This window comes from Paraburkholderia xenovorans LB400 (assembly GCF_000013645.1).
GTDB classification, from domain to species: Bacteria; Pseudomonadota; Gammaproteobacteria; order Burkholderiales; family Burkholderiaceae; genus Paraburkholderia; species Paraburkholderia xenovorans.
In genome coordinates this window covers 3,145,042-3,171,010 of the sequence record NC_007951.1, presented here as the reverse complement: position 1 = coordinate 3,171,010, position 25,969 = coordinate 3,145,042, and the positions used below count along the sequence as shown (strand labels likewise).

The window sequence follows — 25,969 nt, the reverse complement described above, 5'->3', positions numbered from 1 at the left end:
GCTTATCCGCTTACCAGCTTACCAGCCCCAGTACGGTCCGTATCCGACGCCGACGCCCGTACCCCAGCCGTGCCCCCAACCACCCCCGTAATAGCTGCCATACACACTCACAGGCGGCGTGTAGTAACGCGACCAGGCCTGCGCCGCGTTTTCGGCGGCGATCGCCTGATTCTGCTCGACCATGACCTGCTGATCGATCGCGTCATAGCGCTGGCGTTCTTCAGGCGTCAGCGGTTGGGCGGTGCCCGACTGGTCGGTGGGAAGGCGGCTATATATCGGCGACGGACCCGGCGGGTCCATCATGCAGCCGGCCAGTGCGCCGCTGCCGACGAGAACAGCCAGCACGGCGGCGGTGCGCGCACGGCGCAGCAGTGGTATCAACGAAGTAGGATGGTTCATGTTCGATCTCCATCGGTCGGATGCCTAAGCAAATCATGCCCTGCACGTACCGCCAATGATTCAACGCAATGGTCAACGACACTGCGCCGCCCGAGCCCTGAAAGGCAGCGGGCGGCGCGGTATCTTTACTGCCTCGACACAGCTGTGATCAACCGCCGACTCGTGCGCATGAACGCCGCGCGCGAGTCGTTCAGTCCAGCCGTTCAGTGCCGCTGGTCAGCCGCGGGCGTCACGCCTTGTGAGAGCGCTTCGGCGACAAAAAGTTGCGCCACATCGACCGGATCGAACTCGTAGCGCTGGTTGCAGAACTCGCAATGAATCTCGACATGACCGCGCTCTTCGAGTACGCCATCCACTTCTTCGCGGCCCAGCATCTTCAGCATGCCGCCGACTTTTTCACGCGAACACGTGCACTCGAAACGCGCCTTCGCCGGTTCGAAATGCTGGACGTTCTCCTGCCAGAACAGGCGCCGGAAAATCGTTTCCGGTTCTTCCTTCAGCAACTCGTCTTGCGACATCGTGCCGCCCAGCGTGCATACACGCTCCCACGTGTCCGCGTCGAGGTCGCCCGGATGCGGGACGATGCCGCCGTCGCCCGGCAATTTTTGCAGCAGCATGCCGACCGCACGCTCGGTGTTCGCCGCGAGCCACAGGCGCGTGTCGAGCTGCTCGGAGTGGTGCATGTAATGTTCGAGCACTTCGGCCATCGAGTTGAGCGGGCCGTCCACGCCCGAGAGCGGCACGATACTTTGATACGGCTGTTGACCGGGCTGCTTGGAGGCCGGGTCGAGCGTGATCACGCAACGGCCGTGACCGCTCGCGTTCAACAGGTCGACCATGCTGGCCGATTCGCCGATCACGCTGGCTGCTTCGCCCGACAGCTTGGCCGTGGCGCGCATCGACAGATCGGAGCCGCACTGCACCACCAGCATCTTGACCGGGCCGTCGCCGAAAATCTGCATGATGAGCGTGCCGTCGAACTTGAGGTTCGCCGACAGCAGCGCGCAGGCGGCCATCATTTCGCCCAGCACCGTGCGCACCGGCGCCGGATAATCGCGACGCGTCAGGACTTCCTGCCACGTATTGCGCAGCGAAACGATCTCGCCGCGCACCGGCGCCGCGCTGAACATGAATTTTTGCAACTGGTCGCTCACAACTTTTCCTCGGTCGAATGACGCAGCGTGATGCCGCGCCGTGCGCGCCGCGCGCTCCGGCTGGTTAGCCGATGCGCACGAGCTGCGCCTTGTAATATTCGCGGCGCTCGGCGTAGGTTGCCGCGCCGCGCTGCATATTGGCGATGTCCGCCCCGGTCAGTTCGCGCACCACTTTGGCGGGCGCGCCGAGAATCAGCGAATTGTCGGGAAACACTTTGCCCTCGGTGACGATGGCGCCCGCTCCGACCAGACAGTTGCGGCCGATCACGGCGCCATTCAAGACCACGGCCTGAATTCCGATCAGCGAGCCTTCCTTGATCGTGCAGCCATGCAGCATGACCTGGTGGCCGATCGTCACGTTCGGCTCGACCGTCAGCGGAAAACCGGGGTCGGTGTGCAGCACGGCGTTTTCCTGCACGTTGCTGCCCTTGCCGATGGTAATGAGCTCGTTGTCGCCGCGAATCGTTGCGCCGAACCACACGCTGGCGTTCTCCTCCAGCGTCACGTTACCGATGATGCTCGCTGAATCCGCGACGAACACGCTTTCATGGATGGTCGGGGCGGCATCGCCAAGCTTGTAAATGGTCACAGTGTCTCCTCTTGATCGGTCGCTGCGCACGCGGCGGGATAGGGCGGCAGACCGCCCGGCAGGTCTTGCGCCGCGCGACGGCTGCGCCGCGCCGGCGCACCGGGCGCGCTGGATGGTCGTCGAATCGGGTATTGTAAACGGTTGTGTGCTCGAGACGCTGTCCGCACCGCTTGCCGGCGCTGTACGGGTGCTCGCCGCGGCGCTGTTCGGGTTGCGGTCCGCGTGGGTTTGTTGCGGCGGCTACCTTGACGGCAGCGTATTGAGACTTGCCGGTTGCCGTTCGCTCCGCCGTTTCCTCAGCCGTCGCGCTTCGCGCTTGCGTTGCTGTTTCCTTTGTCGATCCGCTCGTCATGACGTCTGCCGCTCCGTCCGCGTTGTCCGCTTCACCTGCTTCATCCGTCGCCGATGCCGGGCGGGACGCCCATTGCGCGCGCTCCGCGGCGCTCGGTGCACTGCGCGAAGCCGACCCGGCCGCCAAGGCCGCCGCGGCCCGCGCGCTCTATGCCGCGGTGCTCGAAGGCAGCATGGCATGCGCGGCGGACCTCGAGTTCGACGAACCGGCCGGGCTGCCGGGCCGTCCGGCGCGGCCGGAACTGGTCGATCCGCGCCATCTGAAGCGGCGCAGCATGCAATCGCCGCAAGGGCGCGCGGTTCTGCTGCACGCGCTCGCGCATATCGAATTCAACGCGATCAATCTTGCGCTCGACGCCGTCTGGCGCTTCGCCGGCATGCCCGCCGCGTTCTACACCGACTGGCTCAAAGTCGCCGCCGAAGAGGCGTATCACTTCTCGCTGCTGGCCGCGCGCCTTGCGGAGTACGGCCACGTCTACGGCGACTTTCCGGCTCACGACGGTTTGTGGGACATGTGCGAGCGCACCCGCGGCGACGTGCTGGCGCGCATGGCGCTGGTGCCACGCACGCTCGAAGCACGCGGCCTCGACGCATCTCCGCCGATCCGCGCGCGCCTGCTGCAGGCGGGCGATCAGGCGTCAGCGGCGATTCTCGACGTGATCCTGCGCGATGAAATCGGCCACGTGCTGATCGGCAACCGCTGGTTCCGCCACCTGTGCGACGGCAGCGGCCGCGACCCTCACGAGACTTACACGCGCCTCGCCGACCAGTATCACGCACCGAAATTACGTGGTCCGTTCAATTTCGAGGCGCGCCGCGATGCCGGTTTCGACGAGGCGGAACTGGCCGAGCTGGCGGCCCTCGCGGGCCTCGACGCACCGGAGGCGCCGCCGTCGGCCGCCGCCGCCGGTTGAGGTTTCCTTCGCCAACCGGCACCGTGCATTGGCCGGCTATCTCGTTATAATCGAACGACCATTCTTTTTTGGACGTGCCGTTCATGAACACTTCCCGCTCTGAATTCGTCGCCGTGCGCGGCATCCGTCTGCATGTGCGGCGCTGGGGCAACCCGGACGCGCCGATGCTGTTCATGCTGCATGGCTGGATGGACGTGGCGGCCTCGTTCCAGTTCGTCGTCGACGCGCTGGGCGGCGACTGGCAGGTGCTGGCGCCGGACATGCGCGGTTTCGGCCTGTCGGACTGGCCGGTGGCTGAGCGCGGCGGCGGCAACTACTGGATCCAGGACTATCTGGCCGATCTCGACGCCTTGCTCGACCACTATGCGCGGGCCGGCGAAGTGAATCTGGTCGGCCACAGCATGGGCGCGAACATCGCCTGCGTGTATGCGGGCGTGCGGCCGGAGCGCGTGCGGCGGGTGGTCGATCTCGAAGGTTTCGGCCTCGCGCCGTCGCACCCGGCGCAGGCGCCCAAACGCCTGCGCAACTGGCTCGACGAATTGCGCGATCCGCCGCAACTGAAGCGCTACGCGTCGCTCGACGACGTCGCCGCGCGCCTCGTCAAAACCAATCCGCGTCTCGATCCGCAGCGCGCGCAGTTTCTCGCGCAGCACTGGTCCAAGCCGGACGGCGAAGGGCGCTTCATGCTGCTCGCCGATCCCGCGCACAAACTGCGCGGCCCCGCGCTGTACCGCCTCGACGAAGTGATGGCGACGTGGCGCAAGGTGAGCGCGAAGGTGCTGCACGTGGAAGCGGCCAACTCGCCGACGCTCGCGCAGATCGCCGGCGAGATCCCGCTCGACGAATTCAAGGCGCGCTTTCAGGCGTTCCCGAACTGGCGCGAGAAGATCATCGACGAAGCGGGGCACATGGTGCACCACGACCAGCCGGAGCAGGTGGCCGCGTTGATCGAGGGATTCTGCGCGTAGCCCGTTCAGATCGTTTCGAGGGTTCCCCGGCGCCTTGGGCCGGGGCGCCCGCCAAAGGGACTTCTCCCGGGGGCGGTGGTTGCGCGAGATAGCTCTGCGTTCACTTACTGCGTTGCAGTAAAATGAGTGCTGATCCTTTTCAAGACAACGATGAACGCCGACCTCCACTGTCACTCCACCGTTTCCGACGGCCAGTTCGCGCCGGCCGATGTCGCGCGCCGCGCGCACGCGGGTGGCGTGACGCTGTGGGCGCTCACCGATCACGATGAACTCGGCGGTCAGCGCGAAGCGAAAAGCACCGCCGAAGCGCTCGGCATGGCCTATCTGAGCGGCGTCGAAATCTCGGTGACGTGGGCTTCGCGCACGGTGCATATCGTCGGATTGGGCATCGATCCGACCAGCGCGGTCCTGATCGATGGGCTCGCGCGCACGCGCAACGGCCGCGCCGCGCGGGCAGAGGCGATTGGCGAGCAGCTGGCCACGCTCGGCATCCCCGACGCCTATCAGGGCGCGCTCAGATACGTGTCGAATCCGGACATGATTTCGCGCACGCATTTCGCCCGTTTCATGGTGGAAAGCGGCTACGCCAGTTCCACGCAGGACGTGTTCACCCGCTATCTCGGCGACGGCAAACCGGGTTACGTGTCGCACCGCTGGGCCAAACTGGCCGATGCGGTCGGCTGGATCCAGGCGGCCGGCGGCGAAGCCGTCATTGCGCATCCGGGTCGGTATGCTTACTCGCCGGTCGAATTCGACGCGTTTTTCGCCGAATTCATCGATCTCGGCGGCAAGGCGATCGAAGTGGTGACCGGCAGCCATACGCCCGACCAGTATCGCGAATACGCGGATGTCGCGCGCCGTTTCGGTTTCGAGGCATCGCGCGGGTCCGACTTCCACGCAGCCGGCGAAGGCCGCGTCGATCTCGGCACGCTGCCGCCGCTGCCCGCCGATCTGAAGCCTGTCTGGGAACGCTGGCTGTGACCGCGCCGTGCCGGGGCGGCACGTCCGGCGCGCAAGCCGGTTGCGCGCGGCGCATGCCTGGCGTCCGGGCTTCCGGCCGGCTTTCGACCAGCGTCGGTTTGCCGATCATCCGCTGTTCATCCGTCAGCCAACGTTAGTCGCCATGTCCCGATACTTCCGGCTTCATCCCGACAACCCGCAGCCGCGCCTCGTCAAGCAGGCCGTGCAGATCATCAAGGATGGCGGCGTGGTCGCGCTGCCGACGGACTCCAGCTACGCGCTCGCCTGCCACCTGGACGACAAGGACGCGGTCGAGCGTCTGCGGCGCATTCGCGGACTGGACGAGAAGCAGTTGCTGTCGCTGCTGGTGCGCGATCTGTCGGAACTTTCGAATTTCGCGATGGTAGACAACCGGCAGTACCGGCTGATCAAATCGGTGACGCCCGGCCCGTACGTATTCGTGTTGCAGGCCACCAAGGAGGTGCCGCGGCGCCTCTCGCACCCGTCGCGCAAGACCATCGGCCTGCGCGTGCCGGATCACGCGATCACGCTGGCGATTCTCGAGGAACTCGGCCAGCCGCTGCTCGGCTCCACGCTGATCATGCCGGGCGAAACCCAGCCGCTGAACGACCCGGAGGAAATTCGCGCGCGCCTGGAAAAGCAGCTGGATCTGGTGATCGACGGCGGTCCTTGCGTATGCGAGCCTTCCACGGTGATCGATCTGACCGGTGCGGAACCGGTGCTGGTGCGGGCAGGGCGCGGTTCTCTCGCGCCGTTCGGCCTCGCAGAGACGGCATGAGTGAAAGCGGACAGACGCACGCAATCGCGTTGTTACAATAACGAGTTATGGATTCCTCCCTGATACAGACCATTGCGGTATACGCGTTGCCCGTGATTTTCGCCATCACGTTGCACGAAGCCGCGCACGGCTACGTCGCGCGCTGGCTCGGCGACAATACCGCCTACGTGCTCGGCCGCGTCTCCGTCAATCCGATGCGGCACATCGATCCGCTCGGCACGATTGCAATTCCCTTGCTGTTGTACTTCGCCACCAGCGGCGCATTCATGTTCGGTTACGCCAAGCCGGTGCCGGTCGCCTTCGGCAACCTGCGCAATCCGCGCTGGGGCAGCCTGTGGGTCGCGGCGGCGGGGCCGGCCTGCAACTTCGTGCAGGCGCTGATCTGGGGCCTGTTCGGGGTCGCGCTGGCGGTGTTGAACGTGGACGAGCCGTTCTTCACGCGCATGGCGGGAGCGGGCGTGGGCGTGAATCTCGTGCTCGGCGTGCTCAACCTGTTTCCGCTGCCGCCGCTCGACGGCGGCCGTGTGCTGATGGCGCTGTTGCCGCCACGGCAATCCATCACGCTGTCGCGCCTCGAACCGTACGGTTTTTTCATCGTGATGGCACTGGTCATGACGGGCACGCTGACGCGTTACTGGTTGAACCCGCTCGTCACGATCGGGTACAGCGCGATCACCGCCATTCTGACTCCCCTTGTTTCGCTTTTCTAAATACCATGTTCCCAGACCGTATCTTCTCCGGCATGCGGCCCACCGGGTCGTTGCACCTCGGCCACTATCACGGCGTGCTGAAAAACTGGGTGCGGCTGCAGTCCGAATACCCGTGTTTCTTCTGCGTGGTCGACTGGCACGCGCTGACCACGCACTACGAAACGCCCGAAGTGATCGAGAAGAACGTCTGGGACGTGCTGACCGACTGGCTTGCCTCCGGCATCGATCCGGCGCAGGCCACGCTGTTCATCCAGAGCAAGGTGCCCGAGCATGCCGAACTGGCGCTATTGCTCGGTATGAGCACGCCGCTCGGCTGGCTCGAACGCGTGCCGACCTACAAGGAACAGCAGGAGAAGCTGAAGGACAAGGATCTGTCCACTTACGGCTTTCTCGGCTATCCGGTGCTGATGGCGGCGGACATTCTGCTGTATCGCGGCTCGCTCGTGCCGGTTGGTGAAGATCAGGTGCCGCATGTCGAAATGACGCGTGAAATCGCGCGCCGTTTCAACTACCTGTACGGCCGTGAGCCGGGCTTCGAGGAGAAGGCCAACGAGGCGGCGAAGAAGCTCGGCGGCAAGCGCTCCAAGCTCTATCACGAACTGCGCAACGCCTACCAGCAGGAAGGCGACGACGAAGCGCTCGAACAGGCGCGCGCCATGTTGCAGGAATCGCAGAGTCTGTCGATGAACGACCGCGAGCGCCTGTTCGGCTATCTCGAAGGTTCGCGCAAGATCATTCTGGTCGAGCCGCAGGCCATGCTGACCGAGGCGTCGCGCATGCCGGGTCTCGACGGCCAGAAAATGTCGAAGTCGTACGGCAACACGATCGGCCTGCGCGAAGACGCGGAGACCATTACGAAAAAAGTCCGCACCATGCCGACCGATCCGGCCCGCGTGCGCCGCACCGATCCGGGCGACCCCGACAAGTGCCCGGTGTGGCAGCTTCACCAGGTCTACACGGACGAAGCCACCCACGACTGGGTGCAGAAAGGCTGCCGGACGGCCGGCATAGGTTGCCTCGAGTGCAAGCAGCCGGTGATCGAAGGCATTCTGCGCGAACAGCAACCCATGCTCGAGCGCGCGCAGAAGTACATGGACGACCCGTCGCTGTTGCGCGCGATCGTCGCCGACGGCTGCGACAAGGCTCGCAAATTCGCCTCGGAAACGATGCGCGACGTCCGCGAAGCGATGGGCCTCTCGTACAACTGACGCCACCGACGCCACCGACGAGCCGCGCCAAGGTTTGAGCACTCCGATGAACACGCCCGCTGCCGCCATGCATGGATTGGGTGAACCGTCGCCCTGGGTGTGCGAGTGGGCGCACCTGGTCGCGGCGGGCGGCGCAGTGCTCGACGTTGCGTGCGGGGCGGGTCGGCATGCGCGATTCTTTGCGGCGCTGGGGCATCCGGTGACGGCCATCGACCGGGATGCGGCGGCGCTCGCCACCTTGTGTGAAGAGCTGCTCGTCACGCCGCTCGAAGCCGATCTCGAAGGTGCCGGATGGCCGCTGCCCGCCGAGGCGAAATTCGCCGCCGTCGTGGTGACGAATTATCTGCATCGGCCGCTCTTCGCGCAGCTCCTGCGCGCGCTCGCTCCCGGCGGCGTGCTGCTCTATGAGACCTTCGCGCAAGGAAACGAAAGCGTCGGCAAGCCCTCCAATCCGGCGTTTTTGCTGGCGCCCGGCGAGCTTCTGGAGCGCGTGCGCGGCCAGCTCCGGGTGGTCGCATTTCAAGATGGTTTTCTTGCGCAGCCGCGCCCGGCTTACGTCCAGCGGATCTGCGCAATTCTGGAGGCGGAGCGCTCAGACGACCCCGCGCAGGCGGCAGCCCCGCCTTGTTACGAGTTGGCTGGCTAATCCGCTACAATCGCGGTTTACCTGATCAAATTCATGGCGTTTCATGACTAACGGCAACCAAAGCGGCAACCAAAGCGGCAACCAAAGCGGCAACCACAGCGGCAACCAGGGCAGCAACGACGGCGTTCAGATTCGCGGCAGCATTCCTGCCATCATCACCCCGATGCTCGAAGACGGCAGTCTGGATCTGCCGGCGTTTCGCAAACTGATCGACTGGCACGTCGCAGAGGGCACGAACGCTCTCGTGGTGGTCGGTACGAGCGGCGAGTCGGCCACGCTGTCGGTCGAAGAACACGTGCTAATGGTCAAGACCGCGGTCGAGCACACGGCGGGCCGGATTCCGGTGATCGCGGGCTCGGGCGGCAACTCCACGACCGAGGCGATCGAACTTACCCAGCGCGCCAAAGAGGTCGGCGCCGACGCCACGCTCCAGGTCGTGCCGTACTACAACAAGCCGACGCAGGAGGGCATCTACCGCCACTTCGCGAAGATCGCGGAAACCGTCGATCTGCCGGTGATTCTGTACAACGTGCCGGGCCGCACCGTTGCCGACATGAGCAACGAAACCATCCTGCGCCTCGCGCAGGTGCCAGGTATCATCGGTGTGAAGGAAGCGACCGGCAATATCGATCGCGCCGCGCATCTCATCAAGTTTGCGCCGTCGCACTTCGGCATCTACAGCGGCGACGATCCCACCGCCATCGCGCTGATGCTGCTCGGCGGCCACGGCAATATTTCGGTCACCGCCAACGTCGTGCCGCGCGCCATGAGCGAGCTCTGCAAGGCCGCTCTCGCCGCGGACGTTAAGACCGCCCGTGAGATTCATCTGAAACTCCTGTCGCTGCATAAGAACCTGTTCGTCGAATCGAATCCGATTCCGGCCAAATGGGCGCTGCAGCAACTGGGTCGTGTGCAGGGCGGAATCCGCCTGCCGCTTACGCCGCTCGACCCGCAGTACCACGAAGTGGTACGCGGCGCGCTGCGCGAAGCGGGCCTGCTGGGCTAGGCGGATAGCGTCCGCGGCAACCCGTAGCGCTAACGAAAGCCTGCCACCGGCACTCCCTTAACCGACGTCGATCCAGCCCGCGTTCCCGGCACACAGAACCAAGGCACCGCGTTCCAGCATCACGAAGGACCTCATGAAACGTTCCGCACTTTCCCTCCACGCAACCCGCATGGCGGCGCTGGCGCTTGCCCTTACGACGCTCGCCGGCTGTGACACGCTGAACGACTGGTTTGCTTCCGACCGCGTCAACTACAAGGGCGCGGGCAGTGCGCCGCCGCTCGCCGTTCCGGGCGATCTGAGCACTACGCCGACCGATCAGCGCTACGTCGCACCGCCCGCCAATCTGGCGCTGGGCGGCGCTCAGAAGCGCGCGGTGACGGCCGCCGGCAATTCGACCGAAGGTCAGCCGAACGCGCAGGATCCGCTCGGCATGCATATCGAACGTGACGGCGATCGCCGCTGGCTCGTGGTCGACGGCCGCTCGCCAGAACAACTGTGGCCGCAGTTGCAGGAGTTCTGGCAGGAAAACGGCTTCGCGCTGAAGACCGATGCGCCGGCTACCGGCATCATGACGACCGACTGGGCCGAAAACCGCGCCAATATCCCGGACGACTGGTTCCGCCGCACGGTCGGCAAGGTGATCGATTTCGCGTACTCGTCGGGCACGCGTGACAGTTTCCGCACGCTCGTTTCGCGCGCGCCGGGCGACACGACCGACATCTCCATCACGCACAGCGCGATGGAGGAAGTGATGACGGGGCAGGACAAGACGTCGTCGCGCTGGGAAGAACGCCCGCGTGATCCGGCGCTCGAAGCGCTGTTTCTCACCAGGCTGATGCAGAAGTTCGGCCTGACCGAGGCGCAATCCAGGCAACTGCTGACCGACGCGCGTCCGGCGGCCGCACCGGCCACGCTCGACCAGAGCGCGGGCGCGTCCACGCTCGATCTGCAGGAGTCGTTCGACCGCGCATGGCTGCGCGTGGGCCTCGCGCTCGACCGCACCAACTTCACCGTCGACAACCGCGATCGTGCGAAGGGCATCTACTACGTGCGCTACGCGGACTCGATGCAGGAACTGAAGAAAGAAGGGCTGCTCGGCAAGCTGTTCTACAGCGGCAATTCGTCGAAGAAGCCGGGTCAGGAATTCCTCGTCAACGTGCGCTCGAAGGGTGACACCGTGACGCAGGTGGCTGTGCTGGATGCGAACGGGCAGGTGGACAACTCGTCCGACGCGCAGCGCATCGTGACGCTGCTGCACGCGCAACTGAACTAGGCGGGCCGTGAGGTTCGCGAGTCTCGGCAGCGGCAGTGAAGGCAATGCCCTGCTGGTGGAGGCGCAAAGCGGCGCGACCACCACGCGTGTGCTGCTCGACTGCGGCTTTTCGGCAAAGGAGGTCGAGCGGCGTCTGACGCGGCTCGGCGCGAGCGTCGAAGGTCTCGACGCGATTCTGATTACGCATGAGCATAGCGACCACATTGGCAGCGCGCTGACGCTGGCGCGCAAGTGGTCGATCCCGTTGTATATGAGCTGGGGCACCGCCCGCGCGGTGGGCGCCGACGAAGCCGATATCGACCTGCAGGTGCTGTGGGGCGACGAAGCGGTGGCGATCGGCGACCTCAGCATTCTCCCTTACACCGTGCCGCACGACGCCCGCGAGCCGCTGCAATACGTGCTCTCGAACGGCGCGAGCCGGCTCGGTGTGCTGACGGATGTCGGCACGTCCACGCCGCATATCAGCGCGGTGCTGAGCGGTTGCGACGCGCTGGTGCTCGAATGCAATCACGACGTGCGGATGCTGGCGGGCAGCCGCTATCCACAGTCGCTGAAAGCGCGCATTGGCGGCAATCACGGGCATCTGAACAACGAGGCGGCGGCTGAAATTCTGGCCTCGCTCGACCGTTCGCGATTGCGTCACCTGGTTGCCGCGCATCTCAGCCAGCAGAACAATCTGCCGGAACTGGCGCAGGCGGCTATGGCCGGTGTACTGGGCGCGGCGCCGACCGACGTGGTGGTGGCTTCGCAGGATGACGGGTTTGCGTGGCTGAGCGTGTAATCCCACGCCAGATGTCCGATGCCCGATGGCGGCCTCATCCTGCGCGGTGGACGTCGCGGCACCCATGAAAAAAGCCCATAACGATTGCTCGTTATGGGCTTTTTCTTTGTGCGCCCAGCATGGGCGCACTCTTGTGGGTGCAAGTCCCACCGCAAGTTGATCACAGCGAGCGAAGCGAAGCGCAACTGCATGAGGGCGACCGAATGTGGGGAGGAAGCGTGGAGCGAAACTGCGAGCCGATGAACAAGAACCGGATAGAAGGCGTTGCCGACCAGGGCGAGCGCGCAAAGAAGCGTAAAGCTCTCGTGATCAAGGGGAGATGGCGTAGATCCGGCGGTTGTGCAGTGAAGGAGTGCGTTCTTACCTGGGGAGATCTCGCCTCATGCCTGAAAGGGCAACGGTGTCGAGCCGGAGCGAGAAGTCAGCAGAGGCCGTAGTAGTTACAGGACAGGCCGGGGAGGCTGAAGCTGGTGACGAAGGGCCGAACGGGAAGGAGCGTCCAGCGTCATGTCGATGCGACAGGCAATGCGTCAGATGCCCGTGCAAACGGGGCGAGCGGGAGTCACGCGCGGTGAAGCTGCGCCTATGCCTGTGAGCGACGAAGCCTGCTGCCCGCGACATGAATCCGGGGACGCGGGGTCGGCGCTGCTGGCAGCGGCGCTGACGAGAGAGAACCTGAAGCGGGCGTTCAAACGGGTCCGGGCCAACAAGGGAGCCGCTGGCGTGGACGGTCTGGACATTGGCCAGACGGCGCGTCATCTGGTGACGGCGTGGCCTGTGATCCGTGAACAACTGCTGAAGGGGACGTACCGGCCTGATCCGGTACGGCGGGTGACGATTCCGAAACCGGATGGAGGCGAGCGCGAGCTGGGCATCCCGACGGTGACGGACCGGCTGATCCAGCAGGCGTTGCTGCAAGTCCTGCAGCCGATTCTGGACCCCACCTTCAGCGAGCACAGCTACGGTTTCCGGCCCGGGCGGCGGGCGCACGACGCGGTGCTTGCCGCGCAGTCGTACGTGCAGTCGGGTCGGCGGATCGTGGTGGACGTTGATCTGGAGAAGTTCTTCGACCGGGTCAACCACGACATCCTGATCGACCGCTTGAAGAGACGCATAGACGACGCCGGAGTAATCCGGCTGGTCCGGACATATCTGAACAGCGGCATCATGGATGACGGCGTGGTGCAGCAGCGGGATCAGGGCACGCCGCAAGGCGGGCCGCTATCCCCGCTGTTGGCCAACGTACTGCTTGATGAGGTGGACAAGGAACTGGAGCGGCGGGGCCACTGCTTCGCACGCTACGCCGATGACGCGAATGTCTATGTTCGCAGCCGTCGTGCGGGCGAGCGGGTAATGGCCTTGCTGCGACGCCTGTATGGCCGTCTGCGCCTGAAGGTCAACGAGACCAAAAGCGCGGTGGCGAGTGTGTTTGGTCGCAAGTTTCTGGGCTACAGCCTGTGGGTGGCTGCGGGTGGGATGGTCAAGCGCAAGGTGGCGGCCAAACCGCTGCTGGCGTTCAAACACCGCATTCGTGAACTGACCCGTCGCTCTGGCGGGCGCAGCATGAAGGAGGTGGTGGAACGGCTACGGTCCTATGTTCAGGGCTGGAAGGCATACTTCCGGTTGGCGCAAACACCGAAGGTCTGGCGCGAGCTGGAAGAGTGGATGCGCCATCGGCTGCGTGCGATCCAGCTCAAACATTGGCGCCGTGGTCCCGCGATCTACCGGGAGCTGCGCGGGTTGGGTGCGCCGGAGCCTGTGGCAAAACAGGTGGCTGCGAACAGCCGCCGCTGGTGGCGCAACAGTGACCGGTTGCTCAAGAGCGTGCTGACCATCGCATACTTCGACCGGCTGGGCGTGCCCCGACTCTCCTAACCTCAACTTCCCGAACCGCCCGGTGCGGACCCGCATGCCGGGTGGTGTGGCAGGGGTACGGTCTCATGGCCGTCCCCTATGCCGATCAAGGCGAGGCGTTTCGACGCCGCGCCCCGAATCAGGCCTAGTTGCGATTGCCGCCGAAGATACCGAGCAGCGCGAGAAGGTTGACGAACACGTTGTACAGATCCAGGTAGATCGCAAGCGTGGCGGTAATGTAGTTCGTTTCACCGCCGTTCACCACGCGCTGAACGTCGAACAGCATGTAGGCCGAGAAGATCACGATGGCCATGACCGACACCGTGAGCATCAGCGCCGGCAGGTGCAGGAACACGTTCGCGACCGACGCGAGCAGCAGCACGATCACGCCCATGAACAGCCACTTGCCGAGGCCCGAGAAGTCGCGCTTGCTGACCGTGGCGATGGTCGCCATCGACGCGAAGATCACGCCAGTGCCACCGAAGGCGAGCATGATCAGCGACGGGCCGTTCGAAAAACCGAGCACGAAGCTCAGGATGCGCGACAGCATCAGGCCCATGAAGAACGTGAAGCCTAGCAGCACGAACACGCCGGCCGCGCTGTCTTTGGTCTTCTGGATGGCGAACATGAATCCGAAGGCGATCGCGAAGAACGCCAGCATGCTCATGGCGGGACTCGTGGCGGCGAACAGCGAGAAACCCGTGGCGAGGCCCACCCACGCACCGAGCACTGTCGGAATCATGGACAGCGCGAGCAGCCAGTAGGTGTTCCGCAGCACGCGGTTACGCGTTTCGACCGTGCTGACCGCGCCATTGCGGCCAAAGCTATACGGATGATCGTTCATGGTCTCTCCTTACCTCAGAAGCAAGTTACGTATGGTTGTGAAGCGGGTTGTAGCGAGCCGTGCCGTGGGAATTTCTGCCGCCGGTGCGGCGCTCTCATCCCTAAGATTGGCGCGCGGGCAGGGAGTTTCAATGCCCTGAAAATACCGACACTGCCTACGCTACCAGTATTCGGAAACTCCTGCCCGGAGTCTTTCAATGCTGTAAGGGTTCAATCGCAATCATACACGGGAACATGCTACAATAGCGGATTCATTTGAATCTGTAACCTCTTAATTTTTTGGAGTTTTTATGGCGATCGAACGCACCCTGTCCATTATCAAGCCGGACGCAGTGGCCAAGAACGTGATCGGCCAGATCTACACCCGTTTCGAGAACGCTGGTCTGAAGATCGTGGCATCGCGCATGGTTCACCTGTCGCGCGCCGACGCGGAGAAGTTCTACGCTGTGCACGCAGCACGTCCGTTCTTCAAGGACCTGGTCGATTTCATGATCTCGGGTCCGGTCGTCGTGCAAGCGCTGGAAGGCGAAAACGCCATCCTGAAGCATCGTGATCTGATGGGTGCAACGGACCCGAAGAAGGCGGAAAAGGGCACGATCCGCGCCGACTTCGCAGACAGCATCGACGCGAACGCAGTGCACGGTTCCGACGCGCCTGAAACGGCCGCAGTCGAAATCGCGTTCTTCTTCCCGCAAGTGAACGTCTACTCGCGCTAAGCAGGCCTTGCCGCGCGCGTTTCGTGCAGCCGACCGGATTTATCGCACGAATCGCCCGGCAAAGTAGTAAGGTAAAAGCAGCAGGAATGGGCGCGAACGGCATGGCGTTCATGCAGCTTGTTGCATGAACGTAGTCTCGCACTGAAATGGCAGGATTCGATATGACGAGCAGTCCCACCGTCAACCTTCTCGACCTCGACGCCCAAGGGCTTGTCGCCTACTGCGACAGCCTGGGCGAGAAGCCGTTTCGCGCCAGGCAATTGCAGCGCTGGATTCACCAGTACAACGCCGCCGACTTCGACGGCATGACCGATCTGGCCAAGTCCTTGCGCGAAAAGCTCAAGGGGCGCGCCACGATCTCGATGCCGGGCATCGTCAGCGACCATATTTCGACCGACGGCACACGCAAGTGGCTGATCGACGTCGGCAACAGCAACGCGGTCGAAACCGTCTACATTCCCGAGGAAACGCGCGGCACGCTATGTGTGTCGTCGCAGGCCGGGTGTGCGGTCAATTGCCGTTTCTGTTCGACCGGCAAACAGGGTTTCTCCCGCAATCTCACTACCGGCGAAATCATCGGCCAGTTGCGTATGGCCGAGTTCGCGCTGCGCGCGTCGCGCGGCGTGGACGGCGGCCGCGCCACGGGTGGTGACGGCAAGGGCGAGCGCGTCGTCACGAATGTCGTGATGATGGGCATGGGCGAGCCGCTGCTCAACTACGACGCGGTCGTGCCGGCCATGCGCCTGATGCTCGACGACAATGCCTACGGTTTGTCGCGCCGCCGTGTCACGCTGTCCACTTCGGGTGTCGTGCCCATGATGGACCGGCTCGGCGCTGATCTGCCCGTGGCGCTCGCGGTATCCTTGCATGCCCCCAGCGATCCATTGCGTGACATGCTGGTGCCGTTGAACAAAAAGTACCCGCTGCGCGAATTGATGGCGGCTTGCCAGCGCTATCTGAAGGTCGCGCCGCGCGACTTCATTACGTTTGAATATTGCATGCTCGACGGCGTGAACGACAGCGAAGCGCAAGCGCGCGAGTTGCTGGCGGTTACGCGCGACGTGCCGTGCAAGTTCAACCTGATTCCGTTCAATCCGTTCCCCGAATCGGGCCTCATCCGCTCGAAACCGGAACAGATCAAGCGGTTTGCACAAGTGTTGATGGACGCGGGCGTCATCACCACGGTGCGTAAAACACGCGGCGATGATATCGACGCTGCCTGCGGTCAGTTGGCCGGTGCGGTGAAAGACCGCACCCGCCTCGCTGAGCGCACCGGGAAGGCAGCGAAGATTATCGAGGTTCGTGCCGTGTAATCGTGCGGGGCGGCAGGGTGGCGGCGTTCGGAGAAAGCTCTGCAAACGCGCGAAAACCTGCGGTACCAGTGTCGATTGAAAAGAAAGTTTGCAGAAGCGATCGGAAGCGGCGCACAAGGCCGCGCATTTTGTTATAAACGGTCTGCGATTGGGACGTGAGGCTTGGGCCCGTCCGGGTTGCACAAGTGAAAAAAATCGACGCGAAAGGATTTGGGATGAGTGAGCCGCAGCACCCGCAGCCGCAGGACACAGACACGAACGAAGGCCATCCGGCGCCGGTTGCACGGGCGGTGGTGCAGCCCGTCGTGCAGCCGGGCATGGATTCGTTGGCGGCGGTTGGCGCGCGCTTGACCCAATTGCGTGAATCGAAAGGCTGGACGATCGAGGATGTATCGGCGCGTCTGAAAGTGTCCGCCATCAAGTTGCGTGCGCTCGAATCGGGCGACATCAGCCATTTGCCGGACACCACTTTCGCGCTGGGTGTGGTGCGCAGTTACGCGAAGATGCTCGGCGCCGACCCTACGCCGTTCACGGCGGCATTGCGCCGTGAAAAGGGTGTGGCCGCGCCGGATCTGTCGATGCCGGCCTCGTCGGGTAAGGATTTGCCGCGCGGCCGGGTGTCGCTTTCGCTGGGCGGCAGCGGGCAAAAGAGCCGCTCGTGGTTGTGGGGCGTGGCGGCGGTGATCGTCGCGGTGATCGCGCTGGGCATGTGGCATACCAATGGCGGCGATTCGTCGGCGTGGCTTGCACGGTTGAAAGCGAGTGCGAATGGTGCCGCTGGTGGCGCGACCGGCGCTTCGGGCGCGGTGGCGCAAGGTCAAGCCGCGGGTTCCGAAGTAACGGCGGGCGAGGCTGCGTCCACGCCGGACGCGCAGGTGGCAGCAGAGAATCCAGCGTCGGCCACGCCGATGCCCGCGCCGCTTGCCACCGGCACGACGCCGTCGTCGGCGCCGGCGGTTACGGCGACAGCGGCCGCGCCCAAGGCCGGCTCGCAGGCCCAGGCTGCCGCAGCGCCGGGCGCAAGTGCGCCGGCGGCGGTGGTCGCGGGTGCGTCGGCGGCAACGGTGGCGCCGGCTGCCGGTGAGGCGATCGTTGCATTGCGCGTGACGCAGGACAGCTGGTTCAGCGTGCGTGGACAGGACGGCAAGGAAGTGTTCTCCGGCCTCGTGCACGCAGGCGATACCAAAGAAGTAACGGGTGTGGCGCCGTTCAGGATCACGGTCGGCAACAAGGCCGGTCTCGAATCGCTGACGCTCGACGGCCAGCCGGTCGATCCGTCGAAATATGCGGCGGCCAAAGGTAATGTGGCGCGTTTCGCGCTGCCTTGACAGATACGGTATGCGCCGCGGCCAACCGGTCCGCGGCGCTTTTTCAATTCAGGCGCTACGTCTGTTGTGTGGCGCATGTGGCGTAAATGGGTTTTTCGATGCATTCCGAAGCTCAATCCCAATCCAGTAGCAAGATCGTTTCCAATGAGCCGGTGTTCGGCGGCCAGGCCGCGCGGCGCAAGTCGCACGCGGTCGACGTCCGTTGGGGCGGTCAGCTCGTCACGATCGGTGGCGACGCGCCTGTGCGTGTCCAGTCCATGACCAACACGGACACCGCGGACGCGATCGGCACCGCAATCCAGATCAAGGAGCTGGCGCAGGCCGGCTCGGAACTGGTGCGTATCACGGTGAACACGCCGGAAGCGGCTGCGGCCGTGCCGGCCGTGCGCGAGCAGCTCGACCGCATGGGCGTGTCGGTGCCGCTCGTCGGCGACTTCCATTACAACGGCCATTTGCTGTTGCGCGATTACCCCGCCTGTGCGGAGGCGTTGTCCAAGTACCGGATCAACCCGGGCAACGTGGGCCACGGCGCGAAGCGCGACACGCAGTTTGCGCAGATGGTCGAAGCCGCGGCGAAGTACGACAAACCTGTGCGTATCGGCGTCAACTGGGGCAGTCTCGATCAGGATCTGCTCGCCAAAATGATGGACGAGAACGCCGCGCGTTCCACGCCGTGGGAAGCGCAAAGCGTCATGTATGAAGCGCTCATCCAGTCGGCGATCGGCTCGGCGGAGCGGGCGGTCGAACTCGGTCTGTCGCGCAACCAGATCATTCTGTCGTGCAAGGTTAGCGGCGTGCAGGATCTGATCGCCGTGTATCGTGAACTCGCGCGCCGTTGCGATTTCGCGCTGCATCTCGGCTTGACCGAGGCCGGCATGGGCTCGAAAGGCATCGTGGCGTCGACGGCGGCGCTGTCCGTGTTGCTGCAGCAGGGCATCGGCGACACGATCCGCATTTCGCTTACGCCGGAACCGGGCGGATCGCGCACCGGCGAGGTGATCGTCGGCCAGGAAATCCTGCAGACCATGGGGCTGCGCTCGTTCACGCCGATGGTGATCGCGTGCCCGGGTTGCGGCCGTACCACCAGCACGCTGTTCCAGGAACTGGCGTCGCAGATCCAGACCTATCTGCGCACGCAGATGCCGGTGTGGCGCGATCAGTATCCTGGCGTCGAGAAGATGCACGTCGCGGTGATGGGTTGCATCGTCAACGGTCCGGGCGAGTCGAAGCAGGCCAACATCGGCATTAGCTTGCCGGGTTCGGGTGAGAATCCTGCCGCGCCGGTGTTCATCGACGGCGAGAAGGTGAAGACGCTGCGCGGCGAAAACATCGCCCAAGAATTCCAGCAAATCGTGAGTGACTACGTCGAGCGCCGCTACGGCCGCGCCGAAGCGCTCAATTAAATATCGGCTACCGAAAGACAGATGACTGAACAGAAGAAAAAGCTCGAAAAGCTGTCCGGCGTGAAGGGCATGAACGACATCCTTCCGCAGGAAGCCGGGCTGTGGGAATTTTTTGAAACCACCGTCAAGTCTATGCTGCGTTCGTACGGATACCAGAATATCCGTACGCCGATCATCGAGCATACGCAGCTGTTCAAGCGCGGTATCGGTGAGGTGACCGATATCGTCGAGAAAGAGATGTACAGCTTTACCGACGCGCTCAATGGTGAAAATCTGACCATGCGGCCGGAAAATACGGCAGCGGTGGTGCGCGCGGCGATCGAACACAACATGCTGTACGACGGCCCGAAGCGCCTGTGGTACATCGGTCCGATGTTCCGTCACGAGCGTCCGCAGCGCGGCCGCTATCGCCAGTTCCATCAGGTCGGTGTGGAAGCGCTGGGCTTTGCCGGTCCGGACGCCGACGCTGAAATCATCATGATGTGCCAGCGCCTGTGGGACGATCTCGGGCTGATGGGCATCAAGCTCGAACTCAATTCGCTGGGTCTCGCGCACGAACGCGCGGCGCATCGTGTCGAACTGATCGCGTACCTCGAAAAGCACATGGACGTGCTCGACGAAGAAGCGAAGCGTCGTCTCTACACGAACCCGCTGCGCGTGCTCGATACGAAGAATCCGGCCATGCAGGAAGTCGCGCAGAACGCGCCGAAGCTGATCGATTTTCTCGGCGAAGAATCGCGCGCGCACTTCGAAGGTTTGCAGCGCATTCTGAAGGCGAACAATATTCCGTTCACGATCAATCAGCGTCTCGTGCGCGGTCTCGATTATTACAATCTGACCGTGTTCGAATGGGTGACCGACAAGCTCGGCGCGCAAGGCACCGTTGCGGCCGGCGGCCGTTACGATCCGCTGATCGAACAGCTCGGCGGCAAGCCCACGGCGGCATGCGGCTGGGCAATGGGCATCGAGCGGATCCTCGAATTGCTGAAAGAAGAGCAACTCGTGCCGGAAGACGAAGGTTGCGACGTGTACGTGGTCCATCAGGGCGAGGCGGCGCGCGAACAGGCCTTCATCATTGCCGAGCGTTTGCGCGACACGGGCCTCGACGTCATCCTGCATTGCAGTGCCGACGGTCAGACGGCCAGCTTCAAATCGCAGATGAAGCGTGCGGATGCAAGCGGCGCGGCCTTTGCGGTGGTGCTCGGTGAAGACGAGATCGCCAACGGCACGGTCGGCGTGAAACCGTTGCGCGATACGAATGCTGACGGCGGTAAAAACGAGCAACACAACGTGCCCGCCGAAGACTTGACCGAATTTCTAATCAATGCGATGGTTGCAACCGCCGAAGACGGCGACGACTGATCGCGATGTCGTCGAGCCGGTTGGTTTCCAATCGGACTCGACACGCACATGTAGCAAGAAAGAGGAAATCGCCGGGCAATGAGTTACCACGACGAACAAGAATCGATTGAAAGTCTGAAGGCATGGTGGACGCAGTGGGGCAATGCAACCACATGGATCGTGCTGGTGGCACTGGTGGCCGCGGCCGGCTGGAACGGCTGGAATTTCTGGCAGCGGCGCGAGGCGGCGGAAGCCGCCGTGCTGTATGACCAGGTGCAGCAAGCCGTGGCATCGGGCGACAAGGCAAAGATCACGCGCGTCGCCGCCGACATGGAAGACAGGTTCGGCCGCACCGCGTATGCGCAGATGACCGCGCTGGGCGCCGCCAGGGCGCTGTACGCGGCGGGCGACGAGGCCGCCGCGAAGGCGCAACTGCAATGGACCATCGATCACGCAAAAGACGACGAGTTCAGGCAGATTGCGAAACTGCGTCTCGCTTCGCTGCTGCTCGACGACAAGGCTTACGACCAGGGTCTTGCGCTGCTCGCCGAACCGCAGTCCGACGCGTTCAAAGGCATCGTGGCGAACGGCCGCGGCGATCTGCTCGCCGCTCAAGGCAAGCGTGACGATGCGCGCGCGGCCTACAAGCTCGCGCTCGACTCGCTGTCGAAAAACGATAGTTCGGCACGCCAGTTGATTCAGTTCAAGCTGGACGCGCTGGGCGGCTGATTGCCGCATGCAGCGCGCCGCATGCAACGACCAGTTGGTCTCTTTTAACTAATTTCCTGAATGCTTCGTCCACCGATGAATCTGCTGAAACGTTACGCTGTGCCCGTTGCCTGTGCGATGACCGTCTTCACCCTGGCGGCTTGCTCATCCACGAAAGACGAGCGCCGCGTGCCCACGCCGCTCACCGAGTTCAAACCCGTGCTCGACGTGCAGCAGGCCTGGAAGGCGAGCGTCGGCAAGGCGGGCCGCTACCTGTTCTCGCCGGTGGCGGTCGGCAATGCGGTGTACGCGGCCGGCGCCAACGGTTCGGTTGCGAAGATCGACGCGCAAACCGGTCAGGACATCTGGCGCGTCAAGCTGCATGACGACCTCTCGGCGGGTGTCGGCAGCGACGGCACGCTCACGGCGGTCGGCGGCCTGAAGGGCGACGTCTACGTGCTCGGCGCGGACGGCAAGCAACTGTGGACCGCCAAGGCCCCGGGCGAAATCATTTCGCCGCCGCTCGTCGGCAATGGCCTCGTGGTGGTGCGTACGGTCGACGGCCAGATCGTGGCGTTCAATGCGCAAACCGGCGAGCAGCGCTGGAACTACCGCAACCGCGCGGTGCCGCTCAATCTGCGCGTGTCGTCGGGCATGACATTCGCGGGCGACGCCGCCGTGCTGGCCGGGTTCCCGGGCGGCTCGTTCGCCGCGATCAACCTGCAGACGGGCGACAACTACTGGCAAACGCCGGTGTCCTATCCGAAGGGCGTGACGGAAGTGGAGCGTATCAACGACGTGACCGGTCCGCCCACGCTGGTCGGTTCGGAAACCTGCGCCGTGACGTTCCAGGGCCAGATTGGCTGTTTCGACGCGAACTCGGGGCGCGCGGTGTGGGAAAAGGCGTTCTCGAGCACGAGCGGCCTCGCGCAGGATGACCGCGCCGTGGTCGCCGCGGACGACTGGTCGGTGGTGTCGGCGTTCGACGTCAGCAGCGGCGCGCCGCTGTGGAAGAACGACAAGCTGAAGAACCGCGATCTGAGCGTGCCGTTCATTCTGGGTCACGCCGCGGTGCTGGGCGACTACCAGGGTTACGTGCATTTCCTGTCGCGCGACGACGGTACGCTCGTCGCCCGCGTGAAGACCGACGGCAGCCCGATTACCGCCGCGCCGGTGCTCGCTGGCGAGACGCTGGTGGTGCTGACGCACGACGGCGACCTGTACGGCTACCGCCCGCGCTGATCGCGCGAGGCAATCGCCGTCTGGCGTGCAGGCCGGCTTCGCCGGCCGCACGCGTTTCAGAAGAACTGGTTGCAGGGCAGAGTAAGTAGAAGAATGACGCCGGACTGGCTGGTCCGGCAAGTCGGATCAGACATGGCGCACGGGCCCACGTGGCCATCGGTGGCTGCTTGCGGCGCCATCATCGGCGGCATCTTCGCAAATACCGCGGAGAATCGTATTCGAACTGGCGTGCGAGCCGCCGAGCAGGAAGACTGAGCCTGGCGGCCCCTTGCGCCGCCCCATACAGCCAAACCCCCGTCCGCCCCGGTGCGCATATTGACAGCGCATCCGGAGCTGGCCGAATTCGTGATAATTTTCGTCAAACGCTGCCGTGTAGCGGCCGCATGGCGTCGCTACGCGGACGGTCGATTTCGATCCCGCGTTTCACCGTGAACAACATCTGATGAAACCCGTTATTGCCCTCGTTGGGCGCCCCAATGTGGGGAAATCCACGCTGTTCAACCGGCTCACGCGCTCGCGTGACGCGCTGGTTGCCGACCTGCCCGGTCTCACCCGCGATCGCCACTACGGCGAAGGGCGCACCGGCGAGCGGCCGTATCTGGTCGTCGATACGGGCGGTTTCGAGCCGGTCGCCAAAGACGGCATCCTGCACGAAATGGCGCGTCAAACCCGCCAGGCGGTCGAGGAATCGGACATCGTCGTGTTCATCGTCGACGGGCGCAATGGCCTCGCGCCGCAGGACAAGTCGATCGCGGACTATCTGCGCAAGGTCGGCCGGCCGATTTTCCTCGTCGTCAACAAGGCGGAGGGCATGAAGTACAGCACGGTCGCCGCCGATTTCTACGAACTCGGCCTCGGTGACCCGCGTGCGATTTCCGCAGCGCACGGCGACGGCGTCACGGAAATGATCAACGAGGCGCTCGAAGTCGCCTATGCCGGTCAGCCCGAAGAAAACGACGACGAAAAAGCCGCGCGCGGCGTGAAGATCGCGATCGTCGGCCGGCCGAATGTCGGCAAGTCGACGCTGATCAATGCGCTGGTGGGCGAAGAACGCGTGATCGCGTTCGACATGCCCGGCACCACGCGCGATTCGATCTACGTCGATTTCGAGCGCGGCGGCAAGCCGTACACGCTGATCGATACAGCCGGCCTGCGCCGACGCGGCAAAGTGTTCGAAGCGATCGAGAAATTCTCGGTGGTGAAAACGCTGCAGTCGATCTCCGACGCGAACGTCGTGATCCTGCTGCTCGACGCGCGCCAGGACATTTCGGAACAGGACGCGCACATCGCCGGCTTCGTGGTGGAGCAGGGCCGCGCGCTGGTGGTGGGCGTGAACAAATGGGACGGGCTCGATCCGCATGTGCGCGAGCGCACCAAGGCGGACCTCGAGCGCAAACTAAAATTTCTCGACTTCGCCAAATTCCATTTCATTTCCGCCGCGGAAAAAACCGGAATCGGCCCGTTGATGCGCTCGGTCGACGACGCCTACGCAGCCGCTATGGCCAAGCTGCCGACGCCGAAGCTCACGCGCGCGCTGATCGATGCCGTCGAGTTCCAGCAGCCGCGCCGCCGCGGTCCGGTGCGCCCGAAACTGCGTTACGCGCACCAGGGCGGACAGAATCCGCCGATCATTGTGATTCACGGCAACGCGCTCGACGCGATCACCGAAACCTACAAACGCTACCTCGAAAACCGCTTCCGGGAAACTTTCAAGCTGACTGGGACTCCATTGCGCATAGAGTTCAGATCGTCGACGAACCCTTACGCGGATAAAGCCTAAATCAAGGCTGAAACCCGCGTGTGTGCTGGCTTTGGCCGCCTGGCCGGGTGCCTCGCGCAAAAATGAAAATCGGCTATAGTGTAGCGGTTGACGGCGGATCTCTTTTTCTTCGTCGTCAATTAAGTCAACCTGCAAAAAAATACGGAGTTTGCTATGAGCAACAAAGGGCAATTGTTACAAGACCCGTTTTTGAACGCACTGCGTAAAGAGCATGTGCCGGTGTCGATCTACCTGGTCAACGGCATCAAGCTTCAAGGGAACATCGAATCGTTCGACCAGTACGTCGTGTTGCTCCGGAATACGGTCACCCAGATGGTCTACAAGCACGCAATCTCGACTGTCGTGCCAGCCCGCCCGGTGAATTTCCACCCGGATTCCGAACAGTCCTAACCCCCGTCGCGGCCGGCGTAACGTCGCCCGTTGGCGATTACTCCCGGCCGCCTCATTTTGATATCCTCCAATTTGATCAATGCAGCGCTTGTCGGCATCGACTTCGGTAAGATCGATTTCGAAGCCAGTCTCGAAGAACTCAGCCTGCTCGCGCAAAGCGCGGGCGCGAATCCCTTAGTCACCCTCACCGGGCGCCGGTCCAGTCCCGACGCCAAGATGTTCGTCGGCAGCGGCAAGGCCGAAGAACTGCGTCTTGCGTGTGAGGCGAACGACATCGAACTCGTCATTTTCAATCATGCTCTGGCGCCCGCGCAGCAGCGGAATCTGGAGCAGGCGCTTAACCGGCGCGTGATCGATCGCACCAGTCTGATCCTCGACATTTTTGCGCAACGCGCCCGCAGCCATGAAGGCAAACTGCAGGTGGAGCTCGCGCAGTTGCAGTACCTTTCCACGCGACTAATCCGCGCATGGACCCACCTTGAGCGGCAAAAAGGCGGTATCGGTTTGCGCGGCCCGGGTGAAACGCAGCTCGAAACCGACCGCCGTTTGATCGGCGAGCGCATCAAGGCGCTCAAGACGCGGCTCGAGAAATTGCGCCGTCAGCACGGCACGCAGCGTCGTGCGCGCAGCCGCAATCAGACCATGTCCGTATCGCTCGTCGGTTACACGAACGCGGGCAAATCCACGCTGTTCAACGCGCTCACGAAGGCCCAGGCGTACGCCGCCGACCAGTTGTTCGCGACGCTGGATACGACCTCGCGGCGCGTCTATCTCGGCGACGAAGCGGGGCAGGTGGTGGTGTCGGATACGGTCGGTTTCATCCGCGAATTGCCTCACCAGCTGGTGGCGGCGTTTCGCGCCACGCTCGAAGAAACGATTCACGCCGATCTGCTTCTGCACGTGGTCGATGCGTCGAGCGCGGTGCGGCTCGACCAGATCGATCAGGTGAACGAGGTGTTGCACGCAATCGGTGCGGACACCATCCGGCAGGTGCTGGTCTTCAACAAGATCGACGCGGTGCCGGAGTTGGCAGCCCGTGGGGACGCGGTCGAACGGGACGAGTATGGTAATATTTCGCGCGTCTTTTTGAGCGCGCGCACAGGGCAGGGGCTGGACACACTGCGCGCTGCCATCGCTGAAATCGCTACTGCCGAACCTCTTCCCGAAACGCTGGTCGATCTCTCGGAAGAAGACCGGTCGGCGGCACCACGCGACGACCGCAAGGTCCCAGAACTCGGGCATTGACCCGTTCCAATTGCACTGACCCGCTGTCTACTCTGGTGAACGAACACA

At 63.7% G+C, this 25,969-nt stretch carries 25 protein-coding genes; 21 read left to right on the top strand and 4 right to left on the bottom strand.

The window, feature by feature from the left end; genetic code table 11:
- Window positions 1-18: 18 nt before the first annotated feature.
- The 3 genes from BXE_RS14115 to BXE_RS14105 all read right to left on the bottom strand — a co-directional run bounded on the left by BXE_RS14115 (window position 19) and on the right by BXE_RS14105 (window position 2,142).
- Window positions 19-399 (bottom strand): hypothetical protein, encoded by a 381-nt coding sequence (locus BXE_RS14115; protein WP_011488960.1) that lies wholly within the window; start codon window positions 397-399, stop codon window positions 19-21.
- Between the two features lie 203 nt (window positions 400-602).
- Window positions 603-1,553, bottom strand: a complete 951-nt coding sequence (gene hslO / locus BXE_RS14110) for an Hsp33 family molecular chaperone HslO (protein ID WP_011488959.1) — start codon at window positions 1,551-1,553, stop codon at window positions 603-605.
- Window positions 1,554-1,617: 64 nt separating this feature from the next.
- Complete coding sequence (locus BXE_RS14105) at window positions 1,618-2,142, bottom strand: gamma carbonic anhydrase family protein (protein WP_011488958.1); 525 nt, start codon at window positions 2,140-2,142, stop codon at window positions 1,618-1,620.
- A gap of 350 nt (window positions 2,143-2,492) precedes the next feature.
- Here BXE_RS14105 and BXE_RS14100 point away from each other — a divergent pair, with 350 nt between their 5' ends.
- The 11 genes from BXE_RS14100 to ltrA all read left to right on the top strand — a co-directional run bounded on the left by BXE_RS14100 (window position 2,493) and on the right by ltrA (window position 13,633).
- Window positions 2,493-3,407 carry a ferritin-like domain-containing protein gene (locus tag BXE_RS14100; RefSeq protein WP_038457700.1) on the top strand — a complete coding sequence of 305 codons (915 nt, stop codon included), beginning with the start codon at window positions 2,493-2,495 and terminating at the stop codon, window positions 3,405-3,407.
- An 83-nt stretch (window positions 3,408-3,490) separates the two neighbouring features.
- Window positions 3,491-4,375, top strand: coding sequence for an alpha/beta fold hydrolase (locus tag BXE_RS14095; RefSeq protein ID WP_011488956.1), 885 nt, complete (start codon window positions 3,491-3,493; stop codon window positions 4,373-4,375).
- A gap of 150 nt (window positions 4,376-4,525) precedes the next feature.
- On the top strand, window positions 4,526-5,356 hold the full coding sequence (locus BXE_RS14090) for a 3',5'-nucleoside bisphosphate phosphatase (RefSeq protein ID WP_011488955.1): 831 nt from the start codon (window positions 4,526-4,528) through the stop codon (window positions 5,354-5,356).
- Window positions 5,357-5,498: 142 nt separating this feature from the next.
- Window positions 5,499-6,134, top strand: coding sequence for an L-threonylcarbamoyladenylate synthase (locus BXE_RS14085; protein WP_011488954.1), 636 nt, complete (start codon window positions 5,499-5,501; stop codon window positions 6,132-6,134).
- Between the two features lie 47 nt (window positions 6,135-6,181).
- Entirely contained in the window at window positions 6,182-6,844 is a 663-nt protein-coding gene (locus BXE_RS14080; RefSeq protein WP_007181336.1) for a site-2 protease family protein, read from the top strand.
- 5 nt (window positions 6,845-6,849) lie between these two features.
- On the top strand, window positions 6,850-8,052 hold the full coding sequence (locus BXE_RS14075) for a tryptophan--tRNA ligase (RefSeq protein WP_007181337.1): 1,203 nt from the start codon (window positions 6,850-6,852) through the stop codon (window positions 8,050-8,052).
- Between the two features lie 46 nt (window positions 8,053-8,098).
- A complete protein-coding gene (locus tag BXE_RS14070; RefSeq protein ID WP_011488953.1) occupies window positions 8,099-8,698 on the top strand; it encodes a class I SAM-dependent methyltransferase in 600 nt (199 codons plus the stop codon).
- A gap of 43 nt (window positions 8,699-8,741) precedes the next feature.
- Window positions 8,742-9,704, top strand: a complete 963-nt coding sequence (dapA, locus tag BXE_RS14065; protein ID WP_011488952.1) for a 4-hydroxy-tetrahydrodipicolinate synthase — start codon at window positions 8,742-8,744, stop codon at window positions 9,702-9,704.
- A gap of 133 nt (window positions 9,705-9,837) precedes the next feature.
- A complete protein-coding gene (bamC, locus tag BXE_RS14060; RefSeq protein WP_011488951.1) occupies window positions 9,838-10,977 on the top strand; it encodes an outer membrane protein assembly factor BamC in 1,140 nt (379 codons plus the stop codon).
- Window positions 10,978-10,984: 7 nt separating this feature from the next.
- The gene (locus tag BXE_RS14055) at window positions 10,985-11,758 is read left to right on the top strand and encodes an MBL fold metallo-hydrolase (RefSeq protein WP_011488950.1); all 774 of its coding nucleotides are present in this window, start codon (window positions 10,985-10,987) and stop codon (window positions 11,756-11,758) included.
- Between the two features lie 507 nt (window positions 11,759-12,265).
- Entirely contained in the window at window positions 12,266-13,633 is a 1,368-nt protein-coding gene (ltrA, locus tag BXE_RS14050; protein WP_011488948.1) for a group II intron reverse transcriptase/maturase, read from the top strand.
- 124 nt (window positions 13,634-13,757) lie between these two features.
- On the opposite strand, the gene BXE_RS14045 is transcribed toward ltrA, so the two are convergent.
- Window positions 13,758-14,456, bottom strand: a complete 699-nt coding sequence (locus BXE_RS14045) for a Bax inhibitor-1/YccA family protein (protein WP_011488947.1) — start codon at window positions 14,454-14,456, stop codon at window positions 13,758-13,760.
- A gap of 289 nt (window positions 14,457-14,745) precedes the next feature.
- Here BXE_RS14045 and ndk point away from each other — a divergent pair, with 289 nt between their 5' ends.
- The 10 genes from ndk to hflX all read left to right on the top strand — a co-directional run bounded on the left by ndk (window position 14,746) and on the right by hflX (window position 25,921).
- Window positions 14,746-15,171, top strand: a complete 426-nt coding sequence (ndk, locus tag BXE_RS14040; RefSeq protein ID WP_007181343.1) for a nucleoside-diphosphate kinase — start codon at window positions 14,746-14,748, stop codon at window positions 15,169-15,171.
- A 161-nt stretch (window positions 15,172-15,332) separates the two neighbouring features.
- Window positions 15,333-16,484, top strand: a complete 1,152-nt coding sequence (rlmN, locus tag BXE_RS14035) for a 23S rRNA (adenine(2503)-C(2))-methyltransferase RlmN (RefSeq protein WP_011488946.1) — start codon at window positions 15,333-15,335, stop codon at window positions 16,482-16,484.
- Window positions 16,485-16,699: 215 nt separating this feature from the next.
- Window positions 16,700-17,812, top strand: a complete 1,113-nt coding sequence (locus BXE_RS14030; RefSeq protein ID WP_011488945.1) for a helix-turn-helix domain-containing protein — start codon at window positions 16,700-16,702, stop codon at window positions 17,810-17,812.
- An 86-nt stretch (window positions 17,813-17,898) separates the two neighbouring features.
- On the top strand, window positions 17,899-19,215 hold the full coding sequence (gene ispG / locus BXE_RS14025) for a flavodoxin-dependent (E)-4-hydroxy-3-methylbut-2-enyl-diphosphate synthase (protein ID WP_038457704.1): 1,317 nt from the start codon (window positions 17,899-17,901) through the stop codon (window positions 19,213-19,215).
- 21 nt (window positions 19,216-19,236) lie between these two features.
- On the top strand, window positions 19,237-20,577 hold the full coding sequence (gene hisS / locus BXE_RS14020; RefSeq protein WP_011488943.1) for a histidine--tRNA ligase: 1,341 nt from the start codon (window positions 19,237-19,239) through the stop codon (window positions 20,575-20,577).
- A 78-nt stretch (window positions 20,578-20,655) separates the two neighbouring features.
- Window positions 20,656-21,285, top strand: a complete 630-nt coding sequence (locus tag BXE_RS14015) for a YfgM family protein (RefSeq protein WP_011488942.1) — start codon at window positions 20,656-20,658, stop codon at window positions 21,283-21,285.
- 75 nt (window positions 21,286-21,360) lie between these two features.
- Window positions 21,361-22,506, top strand: a complete 1,146-nt coding sequence (bamB, locus tag BXE_RS14010; RefSeq protein ID WP_038457706.1) for an outer membrane protein assembly factor BamB — start codon at window positions 21,361-21,363, stop codon at window positions 22,504-22,506.
- A 442-nt stretch (window positions 22,507-22,948) separates the two neighbouring features.
- Complete coding sequence (gene der, locus BXE_RS14005; protein WP_011488940.1) at window positions 22,949-24,286, top strand: ribosome biogenesis GTPase Der; 1,338 nt, start codon at window positions 22,949-22,951, stop codon at window positions 24,284-24,286.
- 153 nt (window positions 24,287-24,439) lie between these two features.
- A complete protein-coding gene (gene hfq / locus BXE_RS14000) occupies window positions 24,440-24,676 on the top strand; it encodes an RNA chaperone Hfq (protein WP_006051315.1) in 237 nt (78 codons plus the stop codon).
- Between the two features lie 30 nt (window positions 24,677-24,706).
- Window positions 24,707-25,921 (top strand): GTPase HflX, encoded by a 1,215-nt coding sequence (hflX, locus tag BXE_RS13995; protein WP_007181351.1) that lies wholly within the window; start codon window positions 24,707-24,709, stop codon window positions 25,919-25,921.
- Window positions 25,922-25,969 lie beyond the last annotated feature (48 nt).

Excerpts from the sequence above, each read along its gene's own strand:
- BXE_RS14090 (WP_011488955.1), top strand. The coding sequence starts at position 4,526 with ATGAACGCCGACCTCCACTGTCACTCCACCGTTTCCGACGGCCAGTTC.
- bamB (WP_038457706.1), top strand. The coding sequence starts at position 21,361 with ATGAATCTGCTGAAACGTTACGCTGTGCCCGTTGCCTGTGCGATGACC.
- dapA (WP_011488952.1), top strand. The coding sequence starts at position 8,742 with ATGACTAACGGCAACCAAAGCGGCAACCAAAGCGGCAACCAAAGCGGC.
- BXE_RS14015 (WP_011488942.1), top strand. The coding sequence starts at position 20,656 with ATGAGTTACCACGACGAACAAGAATCGATTGAAAGTCTGAAGGCATGG.
- BXE_RS14075 (WP_007181337.1), top strand. The coding sequence starts at position 6,850 with ATGTTCCCAGACCGTATCTTCTCCGGCATGCGGCCCACCGGGTCGTTG.
- ispG (WP_038457704.1), top strand. The coding sequence starts at position 17,899 with ATGGGTTTTTCGATGCATTCCGAAGCTCAATCCCAATCCAGTAGCAAG.
- hisS (WP_011488943.1), top strand. The coding sequence starts at position 19,237 with ATGACTGAACAGAAGAAAAAGCTCGAAAAGCTGTCCGGCGTGAAGGGC.
- BXE_RS14080 (WP_007181336.1), top strand. The coding sequence starts at position 6,182 with ATGGATTCCTCCCTGATACAGACCATTGCGGTATACGCGTTGCCCGTG.
- der (WP_011488940.1), top strand. The coding sequence starts at position 22,949 with ATGAAACCCGTTATTGCCCTCGTTGGGCGCCCCAATGTGGGGAAATCC.
- ndk (WP_007181343.1), top strand. The coding sequence starts at position 14,746 with ATGGCGATCGAACGCACCCTGTCCATTATCAAGCCGGACGCAGTGGCC.
- BXE_RS14070 (WP_011488953.1), top strand. The coding sequence starts at position 8,099 with ATGAACACGCCCGCTGCCGCCATGCATGGATTGGGTGAACCGTCGCCC.
- BXE_RS14115 (WP_011488960.1), bottom strand. The coding sequence starts at position 399 with ATGAACCATCCTACTTCGTTGATACCACTGCTGCGCCGTGCGCGCACC.
- BXE_RS14085 (WP_011488954.1), top strand. The coding sequence starts at position 5,499 with ATGTCCCGATACTTCCGGCTTCATCCCGACAACCCGCAGCCGCGCCTC.
- BXE_RS14095 (WP_011488956.1), top strand. The coding sequence starts at position 3,491 with ATGAACACTTCCCGCTCTGAATTCGTCGCCGTGCGCGGCATCCGTCTG.
- bamC (WP_011488951.1), top strand. The coding sequence starts at position 9,838 with ATGAAACGTTCCGCACTTTCCCTCCACGCAACCCGCATGGCGGCGCTG.
- BXE_RS14100 (WP_038457700.1), top strand. The coding sequence starts at position 2,493 with ATGACGTCTGCCGCTCCGTCCGCGTTGTCCGCTTCACCTGCTTCATCC.
- BXE_RS14030 (WP_011488945.1), top strand. The coding sequence starts at position 16,700 with ATGAGTGAGCCGCAGCACCCGCAGCCGCAGGACACAGACACGAACGAA.
- BXE_RS14045 (WP_011488947.1), bottom strand. The coding sequence starts at position 14,456 with ATGAACGATCATCCGTATAGCTTTGGCCGCAATGGCGCGGTCAGCACG.
- hfq (WP_006051315.1), top strand. The coding sequence starts at position 24,440 with ATGAGCAACAAAGGGCAATTGTTACAAGACCCGTTTTTGAACGCACTG.
- rlmN (WP_011488946.1), top strand. The coding sequence starts at position 15,333 with ATGACGAGCAGTCCCACCGTCAACCTTCTCGACCTCGACGCCCAAGGG.
- ltrA (WP_011488948.1), top strand. The coding sequence starts at position 12,266 with ATGTCGATGCGACAGGCAATGCGTCAGATGCCCGTGCAAACGGGGCGA.